This window comes from Mesorhizobium sp. PUT5 (assembly GCF_052216645.1).
In the GTDB taxonomy this organism is placed as follows: Bacteria; Pseudomonadota; Alphaproteobacteria; order Rhizobiales; family Rhizobiaceae; genus Mesorhizobium.
This window is the reverse complement of record NZ_JBQOSO010000003.1, coordinates 3,023,907-3,045,515: the sequence shown is the minus strand read 5'-3', so window position 1 is coordinate 3,045,515 and position 21,609 is coordinate 3,023,907. Positions and strand designations below refer to the sequence as shown.

22 protein-coding genes, 1 other RNA gene and 1 pseudogene are annotated in these 21,609 nt (G+C 67.8%); 10 read left to right on the top strand and 14 right to left on the bottom strand.

Annotated elements, in window-relative coordinates:
- Positions 1-86 precede the first annotated feature (86 nt).
- Positions 87-530, top strand: coding sequence for a low affinity iron permease family protein (locus ACTDI4_RS16370; protein ID WP_442842149.1), 444 nt, complete (start codon positions 87-89; stop codon positions 528-530).
- A 79-nt stretch (positions 531-609) separates the two neighbouring features.
- Positions 610-891, top strand: coding sequence for a hypothetical protein (locus ACTDI4_RS16365; RefSeq protein ID WP_442842148.1), 282 nt, complete (start codon positions 610-612; stop codon positions 889-891).
- 13 nt (positions 892-904) lie between these two features.
- Here ACTDI4_RS16365 and ACTDI4_RS16360 read toward each other — a convergent pair whose 3' ends face one another.
- From ACTDI4_RS16360 to ACTDI4_RS16340, 5 genes are all read right to left on the bottom strand, one after another.
- Positions 905-1,492: a TMEM175 family protein gene (locus ACTDI4_RS16360; RefSeq protein WP_442842147.1), complete on the bottom strand. Its 588-nt coding sequence runs from the start codon at positions 1,490-1,492 to the stop codon at positions 905-907.
- A 38-nt stretch (positions 1,493-1,530) separates the two neighbouring features.
- Positions 1,531-2,748, bottom strand: coding sequence for a tlde1 domain-containing protein (locus tag ACTDI4_RS16355; RefSeq protein WP_442842146.1), 1,218 nt, complete (start codon positions 2,746-2,748; stop codon positions 1,531-1,533).
- Between the two features lie 407 nt (positions 2,749-3,155).
- On the bottom strand, positions 3,156-5,825 hold the full coding sequence (locus ACTDI4_RS16350; protein WP_442842145.1) for an ATP-dependent helicase: 2,670 nt from the start codon (positions 5,823-5,825) through the stop codon (positions 3,156-3,158).
- 159 nt (positions 5,826-5,984) lie between these two features.
- Positions 5,985-6,353, bottom strand: coding sequence for a hypothetical protein (locus ACTDI4_RS16345; protein ID WP_442842144.1), 369 nt, complete (start codon positions 6,351-6,353; stop codon positions 5,985-5,987).
- 47 nt (positions 6,354-6,400) lie between these two features.
- On the bottom strand, positions 6,401-6,838 hold the full coding sequence (locus ACTDI4_RS16340; protein ID WP_442842143.1) for a hypothetical protein: 438 nt from the start codon (positions 6,836-6,838) through the stop codon (positions 6,401-6,403).
- Between the two features lie 149 nt (positions 6,839-6,987).
- Between ACTDI4_RS16340 and ACTDI4_RS16335 the strand changes: the two genes are divergently transcribed.
- Positions 6,988-7,875 carry a dienelactone hydrolase family protein gene (locus ACTDI4_RS16335; protein ID WP_442842142.1) on the top strand — a complete coding sequence of 296 codons (888 nt, stop codon included), beginning with the start codon at positions 6,988-6,990 and terminating at the stop codon, positions 7,873-7,875.
- A gap of 29 nt (positions 7,876-7,904) precedes the next feature.
- Here ACTDI4_RS16335 and ACTDI4_RS16330 read toward each other — a convergent pair whose 3' ends face one another.
- Positions 7,905-8,786, bottom strand: coding sequence for an EamA family transporter (locus ACTDI4_RS16330; protein ID WP_442842141.1), 882 nt, complete (start codon positions 8,784-8,786; stop codon positions 7,905-7,907).
- 101 nt (positions 8,787-8,887) lie between these two features.
- Between ACTDI4_RS16330 and ACTDI4_RS16325 the strand changes: the two genes are divergently transcribed.
- A complete protein-coding gene (locus ACTDI4_RS16325; RefSeq protein WP_442842140.1) occupies positions 8,888-9,352 on the top strand; it encodes an Lrp/AsnC family transcriptional regulator in 465 nt (154 codons plus the stop codon).
- An 18-nt stretch (positions 9,353-9,370) separates the two neighbouring features.
- A pseudogene (locus tag ACTDI4_RS16320) lies at positions 9,371-9,739 on the top strand (hypothetical protein); the annotation flags it as partial.
- Between the two features lie 30 nt (positions 9,740-9,769).
- On the opposite strand, the gene ACTDI4_RS16315 reads toward ACTDI4_RS16320, so the two are convergent.
- Positions 9,770-9,967: a hypothetical protein gene (locus tag ACTDI4_RS16315; RefSeq protein WP_442842139.1), complete on the bottom strand. Its 198-nt coding sequence runs from the start codon at positions 9,965-9,967 to the stop codon at positions 9,770-9,772.
- A 142-nt stretch (positions 9,968-10,109) separates the two neighbouring features.
- The gene (locus ACTDI4_RS16310) at positions 10,110-10,634 is read right to left on the bottom strand and encodes a thioesterase family protein (RefSeq protein ID WP_442842138.1); all 525 of its coding nucleotides are present in this window, start codon (positions 10,632-10,634) and stop codon (positions 10,110-10,112) included.
- A gap of 119 nt (positions 10,635-10,753) precedes the next feature.
- Between ACTDI4_RS16310 and ACTDI4_RS16305 the strand changes: the two genes are divergently transcribed.
- The 3 genes from ACTDI4_RS16305 (at position 10,754) to ACTDI4_RS16295 (ending at position 16,746) form a co-directional block, all read left to right on the top strand.
- Positions 10,754-12,166 (top strand): FAD-binding oxidoreductase, encoded by a 1,413-nt coding sequence (locus tag ACTDI4_RS16305; protein WP_442842137.1) that lies wholly within the window; start codon positions 10,754-10,756, stop codon positions 12,164-12,166.
- Between the two features lie 74 nt (positions 12,167-12,240).
- On the top strand, positions 12,241-12,762 hold the full coding sequence (locus ACTDI4_RS16300; protein WP_442842136.1) for a hypothetical protein: 522 nt from the start codon (positions 12,241-12,243) through the stop codon (positions 12,760-12,762).
- A gap of 123 nt (positions 12,763-12,885) precedes the next feature.
- The gene (locus ACTDI4_RS16295) at positions 12,886-16,746 is read left to right on the top strand and encodes an AsmA family protein (RefSeq protein ID WP_442842135.1); all 3,861 of its coding nucleotides are present in this window, start codon (positions 12,886-12,888) and stop codon (positions 16,744-16,746) included.
- Between the two features lie 61 nt (positions 16,747-16,807).
- Here the strand turns inward: ACTDI4_RS16295 and ACTDI4_RS16290 are convergent, their stop codons facing one another.
- The 4 genes from ACTDI4_RS16290 to ACTDI4_RS16275 all read right to left on the bottom strand — a co-directional run bounded on the left by ACTDI4_RS16290 (position 16,808) and on the right by ACTDI4_RS16275 (position 18,597).
- Positions 16,808-17,035: a ribbon-helix-helix domain-containing protein gene (locus ACTDI4_RS16290; RefSeq protein ID WP_442842134.1), complete on the bottom strand. Its 228-nt coding sequence runs from the start codon at positions 17,033-17,035 to the stop codon at positions 16,808-16,810.
- Positions 17,032-17,235 carry a DUF4169 family protein gene (locus tag ACTDI4_RS16285; RefSeq protein ID WP_442842133.1) on the bottom strand — a complete coding sequence of 68 codons (204 nt, stop codon included), beginning with the start codon at positions 17,233-17,235 and terminating at the stop codon, positions 17,032-17,034. Before ACTDI4_RS16285 ends, ACTDI4_RS16290 begins: the two co-directional genes overlap by 4 nt.
- A 17-nt stretch (positions 17,236-17,252) precedes the next feature.
- Positions 17,253-17,780: an SspB family protein gene (locus tag ACTDI4_RS16280; RefSeq protein WP_442842132.1), complete on the bottom strand. Its 528-nt coding sequence runs from the start codon at positions 17,778-17,780 to the stop codon at positions 17,253-17,255.
- 139 nt (positions 17,781-17,919) lie between these two features.
- The gene (locus ACTDI4_RS16275; RefSeq protein ID WP_442842131.1) at positions 17,920-18,597 is read right to left on the bottom strand and encodes a TetR/AcrR family transcriptional regulator; all 678 of its coding nucleotides are present in this window, start codon (positions 18,595-18,597) and stop codon (positions 17,920-17,922) included.
- 163 nt (positions 18,598-18,760) lie between these two features.
- Here ACTDI4_RS16275 and ACTDI4_RS16270 point away from each other — a divergent pair, with 163 nt between their 5' ends.
- Positions 18,761-19,972, top strand: coding sequence for a multidrug effflux MFS transporter (locus tag ACTDI4_RS16270; RefSeq protein WP_442842130.1), 1,212 nt, complete (start codon positions 18,761-18,763; stop codon positions 19,970-19,972).
- A 22-nt stretch (positions 19,973-19,994) separates the two neighbouring features.
- On the opposite strand, the gene ACTDI4_RS16265 is transcribed toward ACTDI4_RS16270, so the two are convergent.
- Both ACTDI4_RS16265 and ssrA read right to left on the bottom strand, forming a co-directional pair.
- A complete protein-coding gene (locus tag ACTDI4_RS16265; protein ID WP_442842129.1) occupies positions 19,995-20,537 on the bottom strand; it encodes an AAA family ATPase in 543 nt (180 codons plus the stop codon).
- Between the two features lie 135 nt (positions 20,538-20,672).
- Positions 20,673-21,030: a transfer-messenger RNA gene (gene ssrA, locus ACTDI4_RS16260) on the bottom strand.
- A gap of 162 nt (positions 21,031-21,192) precedes the next feature.
- On the opposite strand from ssrA, the gene ACTDI4_RS16255 reads away from it, so the two are divergent.
- Entirely contained in the window at positions 21,193-21,501 is a 309-nt protein-coding gene (locus tag ACTDI4_RS16255; RefSeq protein WP_442842128.1) for a DUF2853 family protein, read from the top strand.
- The last annotated feature ends 108 nt before the right edge of the window (positions 21,502-21,609 follow it).

Sequence of the window (21,609 nt, the reverse complement as noted above, 5' to 3'; positions counted from 1 at the left end):
TGTATGAAGTGGCATCCAAACCGCGCGGCGCGGGGAACCGGAGGGCGCCTGCGGCGGTTTCTTGTCGAACCGGCGAGGAAACCTCCATGCTCGAACGCAGCTTCACCAGGATCGCCAACGCCGTGGCCTGGCTCAGCGGCCTGCCGACCACCTTCATTATTTGTGTCGTCGTCGTGGTCGTGTGGGCGGTCACCGGCCCGTTCTTCCAGTTCTCGGACACCTGGCAGCTCATCATCAACACCGGCACCACCATCGTCACCTTCCTGATGGTGTTCCTGATCCAGAACACGCAGAATCGCGACAGCGCGGCCATCCAGACCAAGCTCGACGAACTGATCCGCGTGAGCGAAGGCCGCAACAGGTTCATCGGCATCGAACATCTCACCGAATCGGAGGTCGAGGAAATCAGGCGCAAATGCGAGCGGGCTGCCGTGCATGCCGAGAAAGAGGTGGCCGAGGACACGGCCGAGCGCGTGGTGGAAAAGGTGAAAGCGGGAAAGATGGCCAGGCGGCGCAAGGATGCCGCCTGAGCGGCACGCCGGGCGAGGCGGGTTGACCCGCACGACCCGCAGCGTTCATTGTGCGCGGCCGTTCATAGGAGTTCTGGTATTGACCGACTGGGTCGACATTCTGAAGGAGCAGGCCGCGACCGGCGAGCGCATGGCGCATGAGGTGCCGGCCATGCTCGACAATCCCGACATCAGCGAGGCCCAGGTGCGCGCGCTGTTCGTCGAACTGGAAAAGCAGGCCGATTTCGTGGAGAAGCTGCGCATGGTGCTGGAGAAGGTCGGCCACGACTTTCCCGTCGTCACCGCCGCGGAACGGCTGGAGGAGCGCTATGCGGACCTCGCCGCCTGCGTGGCCGAGAAGCTGAAGGCCATGCGGCCGTAGCGCGCTTCCGACCCTAGTTGCGTGGTTCTTCCTTGATCTGGCGCTCGAAGCGCCTGTCCGGCACGAACCAGATGCCGGCCACGAGCACGTAGAGCGCCAGCGCGACCCAGCGGTCCACGAACGCCATTGCGATTGCGGCCAGGTAGATGACGATGGAGATCTTGCCCTTCACGTCGGAGCCGAGGCCTTTGGTGAAGGCGGTTTCGGGCCCGTGCAGGCGGCGCAGTTGCCCGACCAGTATGGAATAGGCGACGGCGCACAACACCAGGTCCGTGCCGTAGACGGCAGCCGGCACGGGCGCGAAATGGTCCTCGCCCATGAAGGCCGTGGTCACCGGCATCAGCGAAAGCCAGAACAGCAGGTTGAGATTGGCCCACAGCACGCGCCCGTCCACCCTCTGCACGGTGTGGAACATGTTGTGCAGGTTGTTCCAGTAGATGCCGACATAGATGAAGGACAGCACGTAGCTGAGAAAATGCGGCCATTGCGGCAGCAGGGCGGAAAAATCCTCGCCCTCGGGCACTTTCAGGTCCAGCACCATGATGGTGATGATGATGGCCACGACGCCGTCGGTGAAGGCTTCGACCCTGCCCTTGCCCATCTGAAGCCTCCGCATCTGGTCCCGGCCGGAACGCGCCGTCAGCCGGTGCTGCCGTTCCTGGCGACGGCGTTCGAGCTGCGCGAACCACCCGGCACCACCACGAGGCGCCTGATCTTGCCCTTCTTGAAGGCGTGAAGGAACTTCGGATAGTCCTTGAACGCGACGCAGCCATGCGACTCGGCCCGGCCGCCGCGCAGCAGGTAGGAGTGGGCGAGGATGCCGGTGCGGTTGTAGCCGACCTTGCCGCTCACGGGCGTCATGCGCAATGCCTCGACGCCGTAGAACAGCGATTCGCGCATCGACAGGTTGTAGGTGCCGGGCGGGGTCGGGCCGCGCATCTTCTGATCGACGTAACGGGGGTCGTCGGCCATGTGGCCGATGCCCGAATGCGCCTCCAGCACCGAGCCGTCCGGCATGTAGACCCTGGCGGCCGAGATGTCGTAGACGGCCACGCCGGCGCGGGCGGCCGGGCCCGTGCTCGGCCGGCCCGAGAACAGGTCCTTGAACGCCCGGGCAATGCCGCCGGGCTCGGGATTGTCGGGACGCGCGAAGGCCATGACCGGCTGGACGTGCGGTTCCGGCCGTTTCGCGATCCTCGGGGCCGGCTCCGCATCGGGCTGGGAGCGCTGCTCCTGGCGCTGGGCGGGACGCTCGATCTGCGGGCGGAAGGCCGGCAGCGGCGCGTTGTCAGGCATGGCGGCGAAGTCGCGCGCCTGGCCGTCCGGCCCGTCGCCGCCGTCGTCGGGCAGGGTGAATTCCAGGCTGGCCAGCACGATGTTGCGGGACGCGGCGTCCGGTTCGGGAGGGGCGGCCAGCGCATAGTCGAGCCGCACCTGCGGGGAGCCGGCAAGCGCCAGCGCCAGCCGCGAAGCCCGCTCCGGCTCGGCCGAACGGGGGCCGAAGCGCGCCGGTTCCGGCATGCCGTGACGAGCCTGGGCAGCCGCGAAACGCTCTTTCAGCGGCGCGGCTGCGCGTTGCGGCGCGGGCGCGGGCTGCGGGGCCAGGACTGCGAGCCGGACGGATTTCCCATCCTGCACGACCGTCGAGGCAAGCCTCATCTGGCGTGCGCGCTCGCGGGCCACCAGAATATCCACCTTGGCGCGTATTTCCGCGGCCGGGACAGCCCGCGGCTCGGCGAGCGCGATGCGCGAAGGGGCGCCCAGCGATGCCAGATGCGGCGCGGCACTGAGCGAGGAAGCGGTGGAATAGACCCCGGCCACGGTCGCGGCCGACCACAGCGCAAATCCGATGCCCATGCCGGAGACCGCCAGCCAGCCGGCAAACGCGCCCGACCTTGCCGGGAGCCGGCCCGTCTTTCCGGCGGAACCGCCGTCCCGGATCTGTTTACGCTGAGACGCCATACTCGACCAAGCTTCTTCCGACCGGCGTTGCTGGCCGTGCCGCGCAGTTTCCATGCCGGCACTGAATGCCGACGGCGCGCGCACGCTCGTTGCCGATCGATTCAAGATGGACAAAGATGGTTAACTATCCCTTTGCGTGTCCCCGGCGGGTGCCGCCCGTTGCAGGCAGAGCCCGTCCGCAATCCCCAGCAAACGCCGAAACGGCCGCTGGTGCCGCCCGACATTCCTGTGGACGGGAATCAGGAAAAGAAAGAATCTGGATTTTTGAAGGCAGAACGGCGAATCAGGTGCTTTTGGGCCGTTCAGGCCGGGGTTACGAAGCTGTCGAGCACCTTTTTCTGGCCGGCGCGGTCGAAATCGATGGTCAGCTTGTTGCCCTCGACTGCCGCGATGTTGCCGTTGCCGAACTTCTGGTGGAAGACGCGGTCGCCGACGCTGTAGGGGGAGGGCGTGTCGGCCACGGATTTCGCCACCAACTCGCCCTCGATGGTGCGGCCCTTGACCGAGCCGCGGCCGGCGCCGTAGCCGGAATCCACTTCGCCGTAGCCGATGCGCTCCACCTGGTGGCCCGAGCGGGTGCCCCAGTTGCGGCTGGTGGCCTCCGTGCGGTTGGCCTGGGCGCGTGCCCAGCCCGGCGTGGCATAGGTGTTGGAGAAGGCCCCGCCGCTTCCTCCAGTTCCTTGGCCGACATTGTCGAAGCGCGAGGCGCCGTAGGGGTTCTGCCGGCCGGCCGAGAAGCCGCCCCGGCCGGAGGCGAAGGCGCCGCCGCCATAGGGATTGCCGTAGCCGCCATAGCTGTTGCCAGCCTCGGCCACTTCCACATGCGTCTCCGGCAACTCGTCGAGGAAGCGCGAGGGGATGGTGGACTGCCACAGCCCATGGATGCGGCGGTTGGAGACGAACCAGATGTGCAGGTTCTTCTTGGCCCGCGTCAGCCCGACATAGGCCAGCCGCCGCTCCTCCTCCAGGCCGGAGCGGCCGCCCTCGTCCAGCGCGCGCTGGTGCGGGAACAGCCCTTCCTCCCAGCCGGGCAGGAACACGGTCTCGAATTCCAGCCCCTTGGCCGAATGCAGCGTCATGATGGAGACGGCGTCCTGCTCCTCGTTCTGGTCCGCGTCCATCACCAGCGCGACGTGCTCCAGGAAGGCGCGCAGCGATTCGTACTCCTCCATGGAGCGGATCAGCTCCTTCAGGTTTTCCAGCCGCCCCGGCGCCTCGGCCGAGCGGTCGTTCTTCCACATGTCGGTGTAGCCGCTCTCCTCCAGTATGGTCTCGGCCAGCTCGGTGTGCGGCGTCGTCTCCAGAAGCTCCTGCCAGCGGGCGAAGTTGGCCGCCACCTCGCGCAGCGCTGCGCGAGGCTTCGGCTTCAGCTCGTCGCTTTCGGCCAGCCTGGCGGCCGCCTCCAGCATGGGAATGCGCATGGCGCGCGCCGTGTCGTGGATCTGCCGGATGGCGGCTTCGCCCAGGCCCCGCTTGGGCACGTTGACGATGCGCTCGAAGGCGAGGTCGTCGGCGCCCTGCGCCACCACGCGCAGATAGGCCAGCGCGTCGCGGATCTCCTGGCGCTCGTAGAAACGCGGGCCGCCGATGACGCGGTAGTTCAGGCCGATCTCGATGAAACGGTCTTCGAATGCGCGCATCTGGAAGGAGGCGCGCACAAGGATGGCCATGTCGTTCAGCGCATGCCTGCCGCGCTGCAGCGCCTCGATCTCCTCGCCGACGGCGCGCGCCTCCTCGTCGGAATCCCAGGCGGCATGGACATTGACCTTGGGGTCCTCCGGGTTCGGCCGGTCGGTGAACAGCGTCTTGCCCAGCCGCCCCTCATTGTGGGCGATGAGATGGGCGGCGGCGCCCAATATATGCGCGGTGGAGCGATAGTTGCGCTCCAGCCGGATGACGGTGGCGCCCGGGAAATCCTTCTCGAAGCGCAGGATGTTGTCCACCTCCGCCCCGCGCCAGCCGTAGATCGACTGGTCGTCGTCGCCGACGCAGCAGATGTTGACCTTGTTTTCGCCCACGGGTCGCACCGCCGCCTCCGGCGGCTGGCCCTGCGCGGGCGAAACGTCGCCCGGCGCGCGGTCGCGCGCTCGGCCTTCGGCCGGAAGATTGCCCGATTGTCTGGGCCGTTGGGCCAGCAGCCTGAGCCACATATATTGGGCGGTGTTGGTGTCCTGATATTCGTCGACCAGGATGTATTTGAATTTCTTGTGGTATTCGGCAAGAATGTCGTGGTTCCTGCGGAAGATGCGGATCGGATGCAGCAAAAGGTCGCCGAAGTCGCAGGCGTTCAGCGTGGTCAGCCGTTCCTGATAGGCCTTGTACAGTTCGCGGCCCCTGCCATTGGCGAAGGCGCGCGCGTCGCCCTCGGGGATCTCGTCGGGGCCGAGCCCCTTGTTCTTCCAGCCGTCGATCATCTGCGCGAAGGTGCGCGGCGCCCAGCGCTTGTCGTCCAGCCCCTCGGCCTGGATGAGCTGCTTGATGAGGCGCGTGACGTCGTCGGTGTCGAGGATGGTGAAGCCGCTCTTCAGGCCGGCCAGCTCGGCGTGGCGGCGCAGCAGCTTCACGCCGATGGAGTGAAAGGTGCCGAGCCAGGGCATGCCCTCGACATTGCTCTCGCCGACCAGCAGGCCGATGCGGCTCTTCATCTCGCGGGCCGCCTTGTTGGTGAAGGTCACGGCCAGGATCTGCGAAGGAAAGGCGCGGCCGGTGGCCAGAATGTGGGCGATGCGCGTGGTCAGCACCCGCGTCTTGCCGGTGCCGGCGCCGGCCAGCACCAGGACGGGACCTTCGGTGGTCTCGACCGCCAGCCGCTGCTCGGGATTCAGGCCCTTGAGATAGTCGGGCTCGCCGCCCTGGCCATGGCGCGCGGCCATGGCCCGCGCGGCAATACCAGAAGGCGCGGGGCCCGAAGGGGCAGGCCGGCGCGCGTCCGGTTCGTCGAAGAAGGGCATATCGTCGGGAAAGGCAGACATTGTACCCGAATGTAGTGATTTGCTGTTGCTTGTCACGGAGTATCGCGCAAGATTTTGATTTTCAACAGTTTATTTCCATTTTCCGGTGTGAAGGCCAACGCGCGCGGCGGCGGTACAAACCGAGAATCGGGCAGGCTTGCCGGCGATGCCGCGGACCTGTCAGAAGTAGGGCACTTGCGCTGCGCTCAGCCCGGCAAGCAGCACACCGATCAGCAGCGCGATGATCGAGGTGAGAAAATAGCGCAGCGTGATCTTGTAGACCGGCTCGTCGTCGTCGGCCGGCTGCAGCGCCCGCCACAGCGAAATGAATTGAAGCAGGATCGCAAGCGCCAGCAGGACGGTGGCTATGACCGCGGCCACGGTCCACTCGCCTTCGGCCTCGAAATCCCAGTAGCGCAGGAAAAGAAGCGAAAAGCCCAGCAGCACCGTGATGGCGGTGATCACGCCCTGGCGGTAGCCGGCGGGCAGGGGAACGGGAGCACGCGCCCCCTGCGTGAGCGGCTCGGCGTTGGTGTCGTGGCTGCGCATTTCGTTGCCCGGCGGGAGCCTCGTCCGAAGGACGGCTGGCGCCTATCTTACGACAGGCCGAGCTGGCCCTTCAAGCTTGGAACCTGGCCGAGCACCTTGTCGGTGAGTTGCGGGCCGGCAGCGACCTGGATCTGCTTGATCAGGGCCTCCCCGGCCTGGCGGATCTGCTCCATGTCGAGGCCGGACGCCTTGAGCTGGGCGATGCCGTTGACGAGCGCGCCCGCCTTCTCGCCGAGCACACCGCCGAGGGCGTTCTCCAGCGAGCCCAGCAGCCCTCCGCCTCCGCCACCCGCATTGGCGGCCATGACGTCGTATTTCTGGGCGAGATCGGCCGAGCCGGGCATCTTGTCGAAAAGCTGGTTCAGGCTCGTGCCCGCCGCCTCGTGCTGGAGCACGGAAAGAATGGTGCCTACCGCCTTCTCGGTGGTTGCCGGGTCGATGTTGGCGCTGTTGGCGATCGTATTGACGATGTCCTGGATGTCCATGGCTCTTCCTTTCGCGGATGGCCCCTGCGCGTTCCCGCTTCAGCCAATAACGGGTCGGGCGCGCCGGCCAGTCACTTCCTCGTGATTTCGACCATTCCGGCAGGCGGGCTATCCTTGCCGCCCGGTTGTCTCCGAGGAGTACGGACGCCATGGCAAGCCCCCGCACCGCCCCGCTGATCACGCAGGCGATGATCGACGCCTATGACGAATATACGCACCTGACGCTCGATCGCCGCGGCTTCATGGACAAGCTGACGAGAATGGCCGGGTCCGGCGCGGCCGCGGCGGCGATCGTGCCGCTTTTGGCGGCCAGCTCCGCCAGCGCGGCGATCGTGGCGCAGGACGACAGCCGCGTGACCGGCCAGGACATCACCTATCCGGGCAGCAGCGGCGAGATGAAGGGCTATCTGGTGCGGCCATCGAACCAGCAGGGCAGGCTGGGCACCGTCATCGTGGTGCACGAGAACAGGGGGCTGAACCCACATATCCGCGACGTGGCGCGCCGGGTCGCGCTGGAAGGTTTCGTGGCGCTGGCGCCGGATTTCCTGTCGCCGCTGGGCGGCACGCCGGCCGACGAGGACAAGGCGCGCGACATGTTCGCCAAGCTCGATCCGGCGCAGGTCGCGGCGGATGCGGTCGCCACCGTCGCCTATTTGAAGGAGTACGAGCACGGCAACGGCAAGGTCGGCGCCATCGGCTTCTGCTGGGGCGGGGGCACGGTCAACATGCTGGCGGTCAACTCGCCGGACCTCGCCGCCGCCGTCGCCTATTACGGCGCGCAGCCCAAGGCGGCCGACGTGCCGAAGATCAAGGCTGCCCTGTTGCTCCACTATGCCGGGCTCGACCAGCGCATAAATGCCGGCATCGAGCCTTTCAAAAAGGCGCTCGACGCCGACCACAAGCAATATGCGATCTACATGTACGAAGGCGCCAACCACGCCTTCAACAACGATACGTCGGCCGCGCGCTACGACAAGCAGGCGGCGGATCTCGCCTGGGGCCGCACCATCGCCTTCCTCAAGGAAAAGCTGGCCTGAGCGATCCGGGGCGGCGGCGGGCAGCCGTTTCATTCCGGCGGCGGCTTGTGCATCGCCACGCCGGCCACGACCAGCGCGATGCCGCAGGTATCGCCAAGGCTCGGCACCTGGCGCAGCACGACGATGCCGATCAACGTTGCGGTCAGCGGCAGCAGCGACAGCATCAGCGCGAAACTGGCACGCGGCAGCCGCGCCATGGCAAGCTGGTCGCAGACATAGGGCACCACCGACGAGCAGATACCGACGCCGGCGGCAGCGGCAAGCAGCGGCGGCGAGGCGAAAGCGGGAAGCGCCTGCCCGATGCCGACGGGCAAGGCCGCCAGGGCGGCCACCGCCATGGCCACGCCCAGACCCTGGATGCCGCCGGCGGTGCGCGAGACGCGGTGGCCGAGAACCACATAGCCAACGAACAGCGCGCCGTTCAGGAAGGCCCAGAACAGCCCGCTCGGGTCGGCCAGCCAGCGGACGTCGATGAGCATGAACGTGCCGGAAACGGCGATGACCAGCGCGGCGAGGTTGCGCAAGCTGCGCAGCCCGGCGAGGGCGACCCCGATGGTGCCGACGAACTCGATCGCCGCCACCAGCGAAAGCGGCAGCCGGTCGAGCGCCAGGTAGAAGGCGCAGTTCATGACCGCAAGGCATAGGCCGAAGGTAATGAGAAGCAGCCTCGTGCGGCGGTCCGCGCGGGCGAAGCCGCGCCATGGCCGCGTCAGCGGGGCAAAGACCAGCGCCGCCGTGGCAATGCGCAGCCAGGCCACGCCCAGCACGCCGACATGGGCAAACAGAAGCACCGCGAAAGCCGGCCCGAGATAGTGGAAGACCGCGCTGACGCCGAACCAGGCCTGCGGCGGCAGCGACGCGGCAAGGCCGGCGCTGGCGGTGCGGAGAAAGGCTTGCGGATGGTTATCCATTGCAGCACTATCGCAGGCGAAAACGCTGCGATATATGGATTATGCGTGCTGGATTGCGCATTTCTTCTTTCAGAATGAAGGCGTAATCGGAAAAAATCCTCATGAATGACGATCTGGATCCTTTGAACCTGAAGATCCTGCGCGTGCTGGAAGGCAACGCGCGCATCAGCATCGCCGAGCTTGCGCGAAAGGTGGGGCTGTCGACGCCGAGCGCGGCCGAGCGCGTGCGGCGTTTGCAGGAAAACGGCGTGATCGAGGGCTATGCCGTGCGGCTCGACCCGGCCGCGCTCGGCCTTGCCGTGTCGGCCTGGCTGCGGATCCGCCCGGTGCCCGGCCAACTCGCCGCGGTTGCCGAAATCATCCGCGGCCTGCCCGAGATCGTCCAGTGCGACCGCGTCACCGGCGAGGACTGCTTTGTCGCGCTGGCGCATGTGGCCTCGGTGACCGACCTCGAACGGGTGATCGACCGCATCATCCCGCATGCGATGACCAACACCGCCATCATCCAGTCCTCGCCGGTCAAGCCGCGCTCGCCGCTGGACGCGGTGAGGCGAAGCGTCTCCTGAAATCCACACCGCCATGGCGATTGCAACGACAGGGCGACTTTATCCTTGCCCCGGCATCAGGGTGGGTTAAGTCTGTCGCGTCGCAGCGGGTGCGGCGCGATCCTGCACGCGTCCCGCCGCCGATGCAGAGGACCGGGAATGGACGACAATTTCGACAAGGCAGCGATCGCCGTCATCATCGTGTTCGGGGCGCTGATCCTCGGCGGCCTGATGGCGGCCAATCTGGTGGTGGGCGACCGCAACGGCTTCCTGTTTGCGCTGGGCGCAGCCTTCGTCGCCTGGATCGCCGGCCATACGATCCTGTTCGACCTGCCGCGCGTCTATGCGGTCCTCATCGCCGTATCCGCGCTCATGGCGGTCGCCTCCACGCTGGCCTACATCTTCTGAGGCAACCGGCCTTGCGGCCGGCACGGCGGCCTATGCGCAGCCGCGCCTGAAGCGCGCCTGCTTGAGGATGGCGCGCCAGCGCACCATGTCGAAGGGGATCGGCTCGTTGTTGCTGGCGATTTCGAAGATCTCGTTGTTGAGGTTTTTCAGCGAGCGCCAGAAATCATAGTCGGTGATGCGCGGGTCGGCGGCCAGCCTGGCGGCTGCCGCCTCGATGTCGATCTTCATTTCCCGTTCCTCGAACCGGCTTGCCCGCCGCCCGGCAGATGAGCGGGTTCTCGGACGCTTCGCCGATTCGATCAACGCACGCGGCCCGGCTTGTGCACGTTCAAGATCGGTTAAGGTTAACGCGCCCTCTCAGGCGCCCCTCTCAGGCGCCCTTGCGGCGGATGGCGATGGACCGGCCGGCCCGCTCGGGCATCGGCAGCGCGGCATGGGCGGCGCGCATGGCCTCGATGCCGGCGCGGATATCGGCAGGGAACGGGGCCACCTTCGGGCCGTTCATGTCGACATGCAGCGACAGCGTCTCGGAGGTCGCGGCCAGCCAACCGTCGACGTGGCGAACCTCCTGATAGGCCCTGATGCGCTTCTCGTCGCAGTCGAGAAGCTGGAAGGAAATGGTGACGCGGTCGTTGAGGTGCAGTTCCTGCACGTAGCAGATGTGAACCTCGGCGGTGTATATGGTCAGCCGCCGCTCGCGGGCGTAGGCTGCGCCTATGCCGAGCAGGTCCAGGGCCTGGTCGGAGCCCCGGTCGAACAGCACGTTGTAGTAGGCCATGTTGAGATGGCCGTTATAGTCGATCCAGTCCTTCTCGATTTCCAGCGGCGCGGACACGAACGGGGCCGCAAGGACCGTTTTGGAGGCGGGGGCCGTCGTGGTCGGCTGATCGGTCATCGAAATTTCCTTCCTGATTGCTGGCCTGGTTGCTGGACAAAGCCGGGCAGGCGGCAGATTACGCTTTCAATCGATAGATACAGAACAACGACCACGCTGGTCTATTCGCGGAGAAGAACATGGCGCTGAGCGACGTTGTGCGCGTGGAACGGAACGAGGCGGGCATCGCCACGGTCCTGGGCATCCTCAAACAGCGATTCGGGGACCGCTTCCAGACCGGGCAGGCGATGCGCGGGCAGCATGCCCACACCACCACATATCTTCCCACGCAGGCACCCGACGGCGTCGTCTTCCCCGAATCGACGGCCGAGGTGCAGGAGGTGGTGCGTGCCTGCGCCGCGCATCGCGTGCCGGTGATCGCCTTCGGCGTCGGCTCCTCGCTGGAAGGGCATGTCAACGCGCCCGGCGGCGGCATCTCGCTCGACACTTCGCGCATGAACCGTATCCTCGCCGTCAACGCCGAGGATCTCGACTGCACGGTGGAGCCGGGCGTGACGCGCGAGGACCTGAACCATCATCTGCGTGACACCGGCCTGTTCTTTCCCATCGACCCGGGCGCGAACGCGACGCTGGGCGGCATGGCGGCCACCCGGGCCTCCGGCACTAACGCCGTGCGCTACGGCACCATGCGCGAGAACGTGCTGTCGCTGACGGCGGTGATGGCCGACGGCGAGGCGCTGACGACCGGCGGCCGCGCCCGCAAGAGTTCGGCCGGCTACGATCTCGCCCGGCTGCTGGTCGGCTCGGAAGGCACGCTCGGCATCATCACCTCGCTCACGCTGAAGCTGCAGGGCATACCGCAGGCGATCTCGGGCGGGGTGTGCCCGTTCCCGACGCTGGAAGCCGCCTCGCGGGCGGTGATCGCGACGATCCAGATGGGCATACCGGTCGCCCGGATCGAACTGGTCAACGCCCTGCAGATGCGGGCGCTGAAGAATTATTCCAAGCTCGACTATCCCGAAAGCCCGTGCCTGTTCCTGGAATTCCACGGCTCCGACGCCGGCGTGGCCGAGCAGGCGGAGACCTTCGGCATGATCGCCGAGGAAGAGGGCGGCGGGCCGTTCCTGTGGACGGCGGTTGCCGAGGAACGCGCAAAGCTGTGGAAGGCCCGGCACGACGCCTACTGGGCCTCGCTGACGTTGCGGCCGGGCGCCAAGGGTCTTTCGACCGACGTTTGCGTGCCGATCTCGCGGCTGGCCGAATGCGTGGCCGAGACGGAGGCCGACATCGAGGAGATGGGGCTGATCGCGCCGATCGTCGGCCATGCCGGCGACGGCAATTTCCATACGCTGGCGCTGATGGACGTCGACGATCCCCGGGAAATCGCGCTGGTGGAGAAGTTCGTGGCGCGGCTCAACCGGCGGGCCATCGCCATGGGCGGCACCTGCACCGGCGAGCATGGCATCGGCCAGGGCAAGGTCGGCTTCCTGCGCGAGGAACTGGGCCATGGCGTCGACGTCATGCGTGCCATCAAGCAGGCGCTAGACCCGCTGAACATCCTCAATCCGGGAAAGATCCTGCCGGCGGAGTGATAGCAGCACGCGCCTTGACCGCGCCTTCATTTCGTCCGAGCCTCGGCTGAAGACAGCAGCAGGAGACGGACAGCATGGCCATTTCACGCAAGGAGGAAGCGAGGGCGCTGAGCGCCGACGAGCGGGCGCATGTGGAAAAATCCTACCACCCGGCCGTGCAGGAGCTTTCGGACGCCGAGCTTGCCAAGCTGGTCAGGCTGGTGCGCGAGCAGCGCGACAAGGCGCAGACGGAGGCCCGCCGCCGCCGACGCGAAATGCGCGGCAAGGGCGCGCCGAAGGGGAGCAAGCCATCCGCCGCCGATGCCGGCTCGCAGACCAAGCTGGCGGTGCTGGCCATGGCCATGCGGCGCCTGAACGCCGAGAGCGAACGGCGCCGGCAACTGGCGGCAAGGATTTCGCTGGTGGAAAATGCGCGCAAGGCGCTGGGCATGAAGGCGGTGGCGGCGAAAGCCGGCCCCGACTTCAACACCCGCACCGCGCATGACGGCATGACTCCCGTGGCCAGTAAGCGTGCCAAGAACCTCATCCGCCCGATGGAACTGGGGCGGCAGCGCAAGGCCGCGCAGGTGGCGCAGGCAAAACGCGACGCCCGCTGAACGCCCGGCGGCCGCTTTTCCCGACGGTGTCCACGACTAAGCGGCGGCGCCGGCGGATTGCCCCTTTAACGGCCCGTCGAACCGGGTAGAGTGCGGCCACATTCCGGTAACCCGCGTGGGGTGATGCTCACTCGCCTGTTCGTGATCTTCGGCGGTCTTTTCGTGCTGGTGCTGCTCGCGGCGCTGGTGGTGCCGCCTTTTGTCGACTGGACCGGCTACCGTTCCGATTTCGAGCGCGAGGCGAGCGCCATCCTCGGCCGCAAGGTGACGGTGCGCGGCGAGGCGCGGGCGCGGCTGCTGCCGTTTCCCTCGGTGACCTTCAGCGACGTCTCCGTTGCCGGCGGCCCCGGCGGCGAGCCGGCCATGACGGTCGAGACCTTCTCCATGGACGCCGAGCTGGCGCCTTTCCTGCGCGGCGAGGTGCTGATCTTCGACATGCGGCTGGTGCGGCCCAAGGCGGTGATGGACATCGCCGCAGACGGCACGATGAATTGGGCGGTGCGGCCTTCCTCGCCCTTCGATCCGGCCCAGGTGTCGATCGAGAAACTGACGATCACCGAAGGCGAGGTGCTGCTGCGGCATGCGGCCGGCGGGCGCGACCATCTGGTCTCGGCGATAGATGCCGTGGTTTCGGCGCGGTCGCTGGAGGGACCGTGGCGGATGGACGGCTCGCTGCTGTTCGACGGGTCGGCCGCCCGCGTCGCCGCCTCCACGGCCAAGGCCGACGGCAAGGGCGGCATCGGGCTCAGGATCAAGCTCGATCCGGAGGCCTATCCGCTGAGCATCGAGGCCGACGGCACCGCGGCGCTGGACAAGGGCGTGGCGAGCTATTCGGGCCAGTTCAAGCTCTTCGGCGACGAGCGGAACGGCGCGCCGCCGCGTGCGGCCGGCGCAGAGGCCGCAAAGCCGGGTGCCGCTGCCGAGCCGGGATACCGGCTGAACGGCAAATTCCGGCTCGATCACCGGCAGCTTGCCGTCGAGGAGTTCCGCTTCGAGACGGGGCCGCTCGACAATCCTTATACGGCCGACGGGAAGGCATCGGTCGCCCTCGGCGCCCGGCCGCATTTCTCCATCGAGGCGAGCGGCGCCCAGGTGCGCTTCGACGAGGCCGTGGGAGGGGAGGCCGGCGCGGCGCTGACGCTGTCGCAGCGCGTGGCGGCGCTGGAGAAGGCATTGGCGGCGCTGCCCAGGCCGGCAATGCCGGGTACGGTGGAGGTGCGGCTGCCGGCGGTGGTGGCCGGGGACACCACCATCCGCGACGTGCATCTTTCGGCCGAGCCGGCGCGCGAGGGCTGGCAGGTGAAGTCCTTCGCCGCCACGCTGCCCGGCCGCACGACGCTGGAGGCGGACGGGCTGCTGCGCACGCAGGGCAGCCTCGGCTTTTCCGGTTCGCTGCTTGTGGCCGTCGGCCAGCCTTCGGGCTTTGCGGCATGGCTGGCCCGCGACGTGGACGAGGCGGTGCGCCACCTGCCCGCCGCCGGCTTCAAGGCCGACGTGGAGATGTCCGACGACCGGCAAAGCTTCCGCAATCTGGAGCTGATCCTCGGCAAGGCCAAGTTCACCGGCCGCATCGACGCCGCCGAGCCGGCCAATGCCCGGCCTTCCGTGGCGATGGCGCTGGACGGCGGGGCGCTCGACGTGGAGGGGCTGGCGGCGTTCGCGTCGATCTTCGTGTCCGAAAAGGGCGCCAACCGGTTCGGCGACCGCGACCTCGATTTCGAGATCAAGGCGGGGCCGGTGGACGCCTGGGGTTTGTCCGCCGACACGCTGGACACGGCGCTGAGGCTGCGGCAGGGCCTGCTGGAGATCGACCGGCTTTCGCTCGGCGGGCTGGCCGGCGCCTCCATCAGCGCCACCGGGCGCGTCAAGGATTTTCCGGCGAGCCCGACGGGCAACCTCGATGCCTCGGTGGTGGCGGTCGATCTTGCCCCGCTGGTGGCGACGGCTGCCGCCCGCTATCCGGACAGCGCCGTGCTGCGAGGGCTGGCGGCCCGCGCGAAGGCCTATCCCGATCTGCTGCAGGACGCCCGGATCGACCTGGTGGCGAGCGCCGCCGACAATGGCGACGGCACCACGGGGCTGGCGCTTTCCGCGCAGGGCAGCGCCGGCGGCTCGGCCTTCTCGGCCACGCTGTCGGGCCACGGCCGGCCGGATGCGCTTGAGCAGGCGCCGCTGACCGCGACCTTCAACGCGAAAAACCCCGATGCCGCCGCGCTGCTGGCGCTGTGCGGCCTGCCGACCCTGCCGCTCGGCCTGGTCGGCGAGGCGAGCACCGAACTCTCGGCCAGGGGAACGCTCGCCGGCGGCCTTGCCACCACCTTCAGCCTTGCCGGCACCGACATGCGCTTTGCCTTCGACGGCACGGTGGCCGATGCGGGGCAGGGGCCGACGGCCCGGGGCCGGCTCGACCTGGAAGCCGCCGACATCGAGCCCTGGCTGATGACCACGGGCACGGCGCTGCCGGGCATGGGCACCGGGGCCTCGCTCGCCCTCAAGGCAGACGCCGACTATGGAAACGGCCTGCTGGTGCTTTCCGGCCTCGACGGCGCGGTCAACGAGCAGGCCGTTTCCGGCGACGTCAATGTCGAGGTCAAGGACGGGCAGCCGCATCTTTCCGGCGCGCTGGTGCTGGACGAACTGGATCTCGGCCCGCTGGCAACGATGCTGCTGGGCAGCCCCGCGCTGGCCGGCGCGGAGGACGGAAGCTGGCCCACCGTGCCCTTCGCGCAAGGCCCGAGCGCCCCGTTCAGCGCCGAACTGGACCTGAGCGTGGCCGCGCTCTCCGCCGGCCATTTCGCCACGGCCTACGACGCCTCTTTGGCGATGAAGCTCGATGCGGAGGGCCTGCGGGTCTCCGACCTCAAGGCCAGGCTCCTCGGCGGGGCGCTGGCCGGACTGTTCGAGCTGAAGAACAGCGCCGGAACCGGGCTCTTTTCCGGGCAGATGACGCTGTCCGGGGTCGACCTGGCGACCCTGCTGCCCCAGTCGGGGCTGGCCGGGACCAGCGAGCTTTCGGCCGCGCTGTCCACCAGCGGCAAGTCCGTCGACGGGATGATGGCGGCGCTGTCGGGGTCGGGCACCGCCGCGGTGAAGGGGCTCGTCGTCGACCATCTCGACGCCGCCGCCTTCCCCGCCTTCATCGCCGACGCCGACAGGATCGGCCGCGACATCGATGCCGCCGCCGTTGCCGCCTTCGCGCCGCGCATCGCCGCCTCGGGCAGTTTCGCGGCCGGCGACACGGACGTGGCCTTCACCGTGGCCGGCGGCACGCTGCGGGCGTCACAGATCCGGCTGGAAAACCCGGCGGCGTCGCTGTCGGCCGACATTTCGGCCAATTTCGCCACGCTTTCCGTCTCGGGCCAGGGCACGGTCGCCTACAAGCCCGGCGACGAGGCGCTGGTGGGTTCGGAGCCGACGCTGAATTTTTCCCTGCAAGGGCCGCTCGGCGCGCCGACGCGCAGCTTCGATGCCGCGCCGCTGGCGCAATTCCTGACGCAGCGCGCGCTGGAGAAGGAGCAGCAGCGGGTGGAGGACATGCAGGCGGCCCTGCTCGAAAAGCAGCGGCTGCGGCGCGAGGTGCGCTATTACGAAGCCCTGCAGGCCGCGCGCGACAAGGCGGACGCCGAACGGCGCCGGCTGGAGGAGGAGCGGGCGCGGGCCGCCGCAGCCGAGGCCGAGGCGGCCGAACGGGCGAAGGCGGAGGCGGAAGCGGCACAGAAGGCGCAGGCCGAGGAAGACGCGCGCCGCGCAGCCGAACAGCAGGCGGCGCAGGAGAAGGCCCGGCAGGAGGCCGAGCGCAAGGCGGCCGAGCAGGCCAGGAAGAAGGCGATCGAGCGGGTGCCCCTGCCGCCGGCAAGCGAGGCTCCCGTGCCGGCCGACCGCGCTCTACCGCCACCGGCCGAGCCGGTCTTTCCGCCGCCGCCGGCCCCGCAGAAGCCCGCGCTGGAGCCGTTCTCGATCGAGGAACTGCTCAAGTCGCTGTAGAGCGTGACGATCCCTTCCGGAATCTCCGTGCAGCCTTGGAAGGCTCTGACCCTGGGCGCCGTCAGGTCTCGCGGCCGCGGCGCTGCACCCAGTCCAGCACGAAAAGACGCAGCGCCGACGACAAGTTCGCCTCGCGCGGGCGCGTTTCGTCGATCTCGGCGATCAGCGCGGCGAGCGGCATGGCGCGGGCCGCCGCGACGGCGGCCAGGACGTCGTAAAAAGGCTGCTCGAGCGAGTAGGAGGTGCGGTGGCCGCGGATGCTGACCGAGCGCTTGCGGACCAGGCTCATTCCGGGTCGTCGTCCGGCTTGCCGGCGTCTCGCCTGCGGTGCCCGTCGAGAAAGCGGCCGGCCTTGTCGGTGACGAGACGGTCATGTTCGCGCTCGGCCTTGGGACGGCCGTGGATGATTCGGTTCTGGTCGGCCGCGCGTTCCTTGTCGGCGCGCTGCCTTTGCTTGCGGGCCAGGCGCAGGTTGACGATCTCGGCCATGACGGCGGCCGCGGCGCTTATTTCTTGCGGAAGGCGTCGAGCGAAACGACGTCGGCGCCCTTGCCGCCGGCCGGTTCGGCTTCGACGCCGGCGGTCTTGCCGGTCTTGCTGCGGCCCTCCGCCTTTTTCTCCGGCACGGGCACGACCGGCTGCTGCTCGGCAACCGGCGCTTCCTCGTCCGCCAGTTCGGTGCGCACGTCGAATTCCAGTTCGAAATTCACCGACGGGTCGTAGAAGCCGCGCACAGCGGAGAAGGGAATCTCCAGCTTCTCGGGAATGTCGGAGAAGGACAGGCCGATCTCGAAGCCTGTTTCCGTCACCTTCAGGTCCCAATACTGGAACTGGATGACGATGGTCATCTGTTCGGGATAGCGCTCGCGCAGGCGGCTGGAAATGCGCACGCCCGGGGCGCCGGTCAAAAAGGTGATGAAGAAGTGGTGGTTGCCCGGCAGGCCGGTGCGCGCGACCTCGGCCAGCACCTTGCGCATGACGCCGCGCAGGGCCTCCTGGGCCAGAATGTCGTAGCGGATGTGGTCGTCGGCCATGTGGCGCGGGGTTCCTCTGAATCGTGGTGATAGCTGTAATGAAGCTTGGCGGGCTCGTAAACCGGATATAGATGGCCGCATTGCCGCGGCGAGGGCCAGACCCCGAATTTTGATGACCCGGCCCGTCAGGCCCGGCCGGTCAGGAAGGAACGGCGGCCCGGTCGCTGCGGGCCGGCCGGCGGGCGAAAGCACGCAGGAAACTGCGCACGCCGTTGGCCGAGGCCCGCACGACCTCGTCCTCCGAGGGGGTGCCGCCAAGCAGGAAGGTGAGTTGCAGGTCGGCGCCGATCAGCGCCAGGAACTGGCGGGCAGCGAGGTCGGGATCGTCGAGCGTCACCAGACCGGCATGAGCCAGCCGGGCGAAACGGGCGGCAAGCGCCGACAGGGTGCGGCCCGGACCCTGCTCGCGCCAGTCGGCGAACAGGCCCGGGCAGCGCTCGCTTTCGGCCTGGATCAGCTTGCGCAGGAACTTTCCCTCGCGGTTGCAGATGCAGTTGCGGTTCAGCCTGACGGCAAAGGCCGTCAACTCCGCTTCCAGGTCCGCGGGGCGGTCGGGAAAAGTGCCGAGCGTGGCAAACACGCCGGCGTTGGAGCGCTCGGTCAGGTCCCGCACCACGGCGGCGAACAGCTTTTCCTTGTCGCCATGGTGGTTGTATACGGTCTGGCGCGACACGCCCGCCTCGGCGGCGATCAGGTCGATATTGGCGCCGGCAAAACCCTCCCGGCAGAACACCGCCGCCGCGGCCTCGACGATGGAGGTGCGTTTGGCATTGTGCCCGCGTGGCGGGAGGGTGTCAGCAGAAGCGGTGGCCTTCATGAAAAATCTATATAGCACTGGTTGACGAATTGGACAATGCTGTCTAAAAAATTGGGTGTGCAATACAGGAATTGCGGTGCCGTCGAGTCGGACTTGCGGCATGCGGGACGTCCTGGGGCCATGCCGTTCCTCCCCGGCGGCGGCCAACGCGAGAGAGCCAATCATGTCTGCCAATTTCTACCGCATCGCGGTCGTGCTCGGCCTTTTGTCGGCCATCGGCCCCTTCGCCATCGACATGTATCTGCCGGCGCTGCCGACGATCGGGGCCGATCTGGGCGCGAGCACGGCGGCCGTGCAGATGAGCCTGCTGATCTTCTTCCTGGCGACGGCCTCCGGCCAGATCGTCGTCGGGCCGATCTCGGACATGGTGGGCCGCAAGAAGCCGCTCTATTTCGGCCTCGTCCTGTTCATGATCGGCGGCGTGGGCGCGGCGCTGTCGCCCACGGCAGAATGGCTGATCGGCTTCCGCTTCGTGCAGGGGCTGGGCGCCTGCGCCGGCATGGTGGTGCCGCGCGCGGTGGTGCGCGACCTGCATACCGGCGTGGAGGCCGCGCGGCTGATGTCGTTGCTGATGCTGGTGTTTTCCGTCTCGCCGATCCTGGCGCCGCTGACCGGCTCCTTCATCATCGAGGCCTTCGGCTGGCGCGGCGTGTTCTGGGCGGTGACGCTGGCCGCGCTGATCGCGGTGATCCTGCTGGCCACCTCGCTCGGCGAGACGCGCCCGGCCGAGCTGCGCGCCGGCAGTTCGCTGCGCTCGGCGCTCGCCGGCTACCGTTTCCTGTTGGGCGACCGCAACTTCCTCGGCCTGACCGCCATCGGCGGCTTCGCCATTTCCTCCTTCTTCGTCTACCTGTCCAATTCGTCCTTCGTGCTGATCGATCATTTCGGCCTGTCGCCCAAGGCCTACAGCGCCTTCTTCTCCATCAACGCGGTGTCCTTCTTCGCGATGGCGCAGGCCACGGGGCTGCTCGCCCGCCGGTTCGGCCTGAAGCGCGTGGTGCGCGTGGCGGTGGGCGGCTATGCCGCGACCATGCTCTTGCTGCTGGCGGTCACCGCCGCCGGCGCCGGGGGGCTGTGGGTGCTGGCCGCGCTGCTCTTCGTCGGCTACGGCTTTGTCGGGCTGGTCGTGCCCTCCACCTCGGTGCTGGCCATGGACGACCATGGCGCGATCGCCGGCACGGCCTCGGCACTGATGGGAACGCTGCAGCTCGCCATCGGGGCGCTGGCCATGGCCGTTTCGGGGCTGTTCTTCGACGGCACGCCGCTGCCGATGGTGGCGGGCATCGCCATCTGTGCGGTGATCTCCTTCGTGCTCGCGCAGATGACGCTGAGCCGGCGGCGGGCCGCGCGCCTGGCGGAAGCGCCAGCGGAGTGAGAGCACCTCCCGCGGGCCGGGACTACAGCCCGACGCTGGACAGGATGAAGCGCAGCCGTTCCTCCGCCGGCACACGGGGAAGGGGCACCGGCTCGTAGCCAAGTTCGGCATAGACGTCGGCCATGACGGCGCAGGTGCGCTCGGCTTCCTGCGCCGTTTGCCTGCGCTCGGCGTCCTGCCGGAAGATCTGCGGCCAGAACGGCGCGAGGAACACGCGCCGGTTGTAGCGCACGGTCTCGGCCGCGCGCATCACATGGGGCGGCACCGGCAGGCCGACAAGGCGCAGGTAACCGACGGTATCGGGAACGCCGCGGTCGAAGAACACCGGCCCCGGCGCTTCCCGTGCCGCCGCATGCGAGCGCATTTCCCAGGACAGCATCAGTTCGGCGAACAGGGCAGGGTCGCGCCACGGCAGGGCAGGGCCGTCCACGTCCCGCTGGGCGCGTATGATGCCGCGCCCGGCCTCCGGGGCGGTGGAGAAGTCGCGGGCCCGTAGCACATCGATCAGCGTCGACTTGCCCGAGCCGGGACCGCCGGTGATGACAAAAAAGCGTTCGGCATCCATCCGATATTCCTTGAAACGGTGGAAATGGGGAAACGGTGGAGATGGTAGAAAAATCGGCGCAGCCGGTCGCGCGACGAAGACATCGCGGCACGGCAGCGGAAGACGGAGATGGGAGGGCTGGGAGGGGAGAGGGAAAGTGGAGGTTTCTGTTGCCAGGTACCTCCGAACCCCGCCTAGAGGTGCTAACCCCTAGGGCTTGATTCGAGACTGTCGCACCGCATTAAGCAGCGAGACGTGCCTCAGCATAGTTGTCGTTGGCAACTATAAGTTTAGCCCGATAACGGTGGTACAATGCCGGGCAAAAGCACGATCTTTACACCTTCGTCGATCCTGTTTCGCCCCCAGCAACAGCCGCTTGCCTCGCAGCGGCTCTTGGTGGAGGCGCCGGGTACCGCCCCCGGGTCCGAACGGCTTATTTCATCGCCTGTTTATCGCCATAGTCGGTCGAGCCGACGACCCGAATATAGGGGTGGCCGGCGCGGAATGGAAGAGCGCAGTGAAGGTTGTCCTCGTCGTCGAGCAGTGCCGCGAAGGGTTGACTCGGAGGCGCTGTCAATCAAATCTCGCATCGGTAAGGAGAATCCGGTCTATCGCACGGGTTGCGGCGGCGTGCTTCGGCCTTGCCATGTGATCGACTCCGACGAGGGGATTTGTGATGACCGACTATCTGGCAGACGTGAAGAAATATGATGCCGCGGCCGACGCGGCCGTGGTGGACAAGATCGTGAAGCATCTGGGCATCGCCCTGCGCAACCGCGATTCCTCGCTGGTGGCGGCGAGCGACCAGAAGGAACTCGACCGCGTGCGCGACAGTTGGGGCGTCAAGAAGCTCGGCGTGGATGCCGCCGCCGCGGAGGCAGCCGTCGCCAAGGTCGCCAAGGCCATGGCCGACGACAGGTCCAAGGGCCGCGTGACCTTCTACTATCTGGTCGCCAAGGAACTGGGCAAGCTCCAGTCCATCTGACCCCTTCGCTTGCCGCGCCGGTTCGGGCCTGACGGCACGCCGGCGCGAGAGTGGAAAGTGTGGCGCGCCGTGTGTTCGGCGCGCTGTCGTTCGGCTATGATCGGGGGC

Bases quoted from the DNA above. Each gene is read 5' to 3' on its own strand.
- ACTDI4_RS16325 (WP_442842140.1), top strand. From the start codon at position 8,888: ATGAATGACGATCTGGATCCTTTGAACCTGAAGATCCTGCGCGTGCTG.
- ACTDI4_RS16280 (WP_442842132.1), bottom strand. From the start codon at position 17,780: ATGGCCGACGACCACATCCGCTACGACATTCTGGCCCAGGAGGCCCTG.
- ACTDI4_RS16330 (WP_442842141.1), bottom strand. From the start codon at position 8,786: ATGGATAACCATCCGCAAGCCTTTCTCCGCACCGCCAGCGCCGGCCTT.
- ACTDI4_RS16350 (WP_442842145.1), bottom strand. From the start codon at position 5,825: ATGTCTGCCTTTCCCGACGATATGCCCTTCTTCGACGAACCGGACGCG.
- ACTDI4_RS16255 (WP_442842128.1), top strand. From the start codon at position 21,193: ATGACCGACTATCTGGCAGACGTGAAGAAATATGATGCCGCGGCCGAC.
- ACTDI4_RS16310 (WP_442842138.1), bottom strand. From the start codon at position 10,634: ATGACCGATCAGCCGACCACGACGGCCCCCGCCTCCAAAACGGTCCTT.
- ACTDI4_RS16300 (WP_442842136.1), top strand. From the start codon at position 12,241: ATGGCCATTTCACGCAAGGAGGAAGCGAGGGCGCTGAGCGCCGACGAG.
- ACTDI4_RS16335 (WP_442842142.1), top strand. From the start codon at position 6,988: ATGGCAAGCCCCCGCACCGCCCCGCTGATCACGCAGGCGATGATCGAC.
- ACTDI4_RS16285 (WP_442842133.1), bottom strand. From the start codon at position 17,235: ATGGCCGAGATCGTCAACCTGCGCCTGGCCCGCAAGCAAAGGCAGCGC.
- ACTDI4_RS16355 (WP_442842146.1), bottom strand. From the start codon at position 2,748: ATGGGCATCGGATTTGCGCTGTGGTCGGCCGCGACCGTGGCCGGGGTC.
- ACTDI4_RS16265 (WP_442842129.1), bottom strand. From the start codon at position 20,537: ATGGATGCCGAACGCTTTTTTGTCATCACCGGCGGTCCCGGCTCGGGC.
- ACTDI4_RS16315 (WP_442842139.1), bottom strand. From the start codon at position 9,967: ATGAAGATCGACATCGAGGCGGCAGCCGCCAGGCTGGCCGCCGACCCG.
- ACTDI4_RS16340 (WP_442842143.1), bottom strand. From the start codon at position 6,838: ATGGACATCCAGGACATCGTCAATACGATCGCCAACAGCGCCAACATC.
- ACTDI4_RS16305 (WP_442842137.1), top strand. From the start codon at position 10,754: ATGGCGCTGAGCGACGTTGTGCGCGTGGAACGGAACGAGGCGGGCATC.
- ACTDI4_RS16370 (WP_442842149.1), top strand. From the start codon at position 87: ATGCTCGAACGCAGCTTCACCAGGATCGCCAACGCCGTGGCCTGGCTC.
- ACTDI4_RS16345 (WP_442842144.1), bottom strand. From the start codon at position 6,353: ATGCGCAGCCACGACACCAACGCCGAGCCGCTCACGCAGGGGGCGCGT.
- ACTDI4_RS16275 (WP_442842131.1), bottom strand. From the start codon at position 18,597: ATGAAGGCCACCGCTTCTGCTGACACCCTCCCGCCACGCGGGCACAAT.
- ACTDI4_RS16270 (WP_442842130.1), top strand. From the start codon at position 18,761: ATGTCTGCCAATTTCTACCGCATCGCGGTCGTGCTCGGCCTTTTGTCG.
- ACTDI4_RS16295 (WP_442842135.1), top strand. From the start codon at position 12,886: ATGCTCACTCGCCTGTTCGTGATCTTCGGCGGTCTTTTCGTGCTGGTG.
- ACTDI4_RS16290 (WP_442842134.1), bottom strand. From the start codon at position 17,035: ATGAGCCTGGTCCGCAAGCGCTCGGTCAGCATCCGCGGCCACCGCACC.
- ACTDI4_RS16360 (WP_442842147.1), bottom strand. From the start codon at position 1,492: ATGGGCAAGGGCAGGGTCGAAGCCTTCACCGACGGCGTCGTGGCCATC.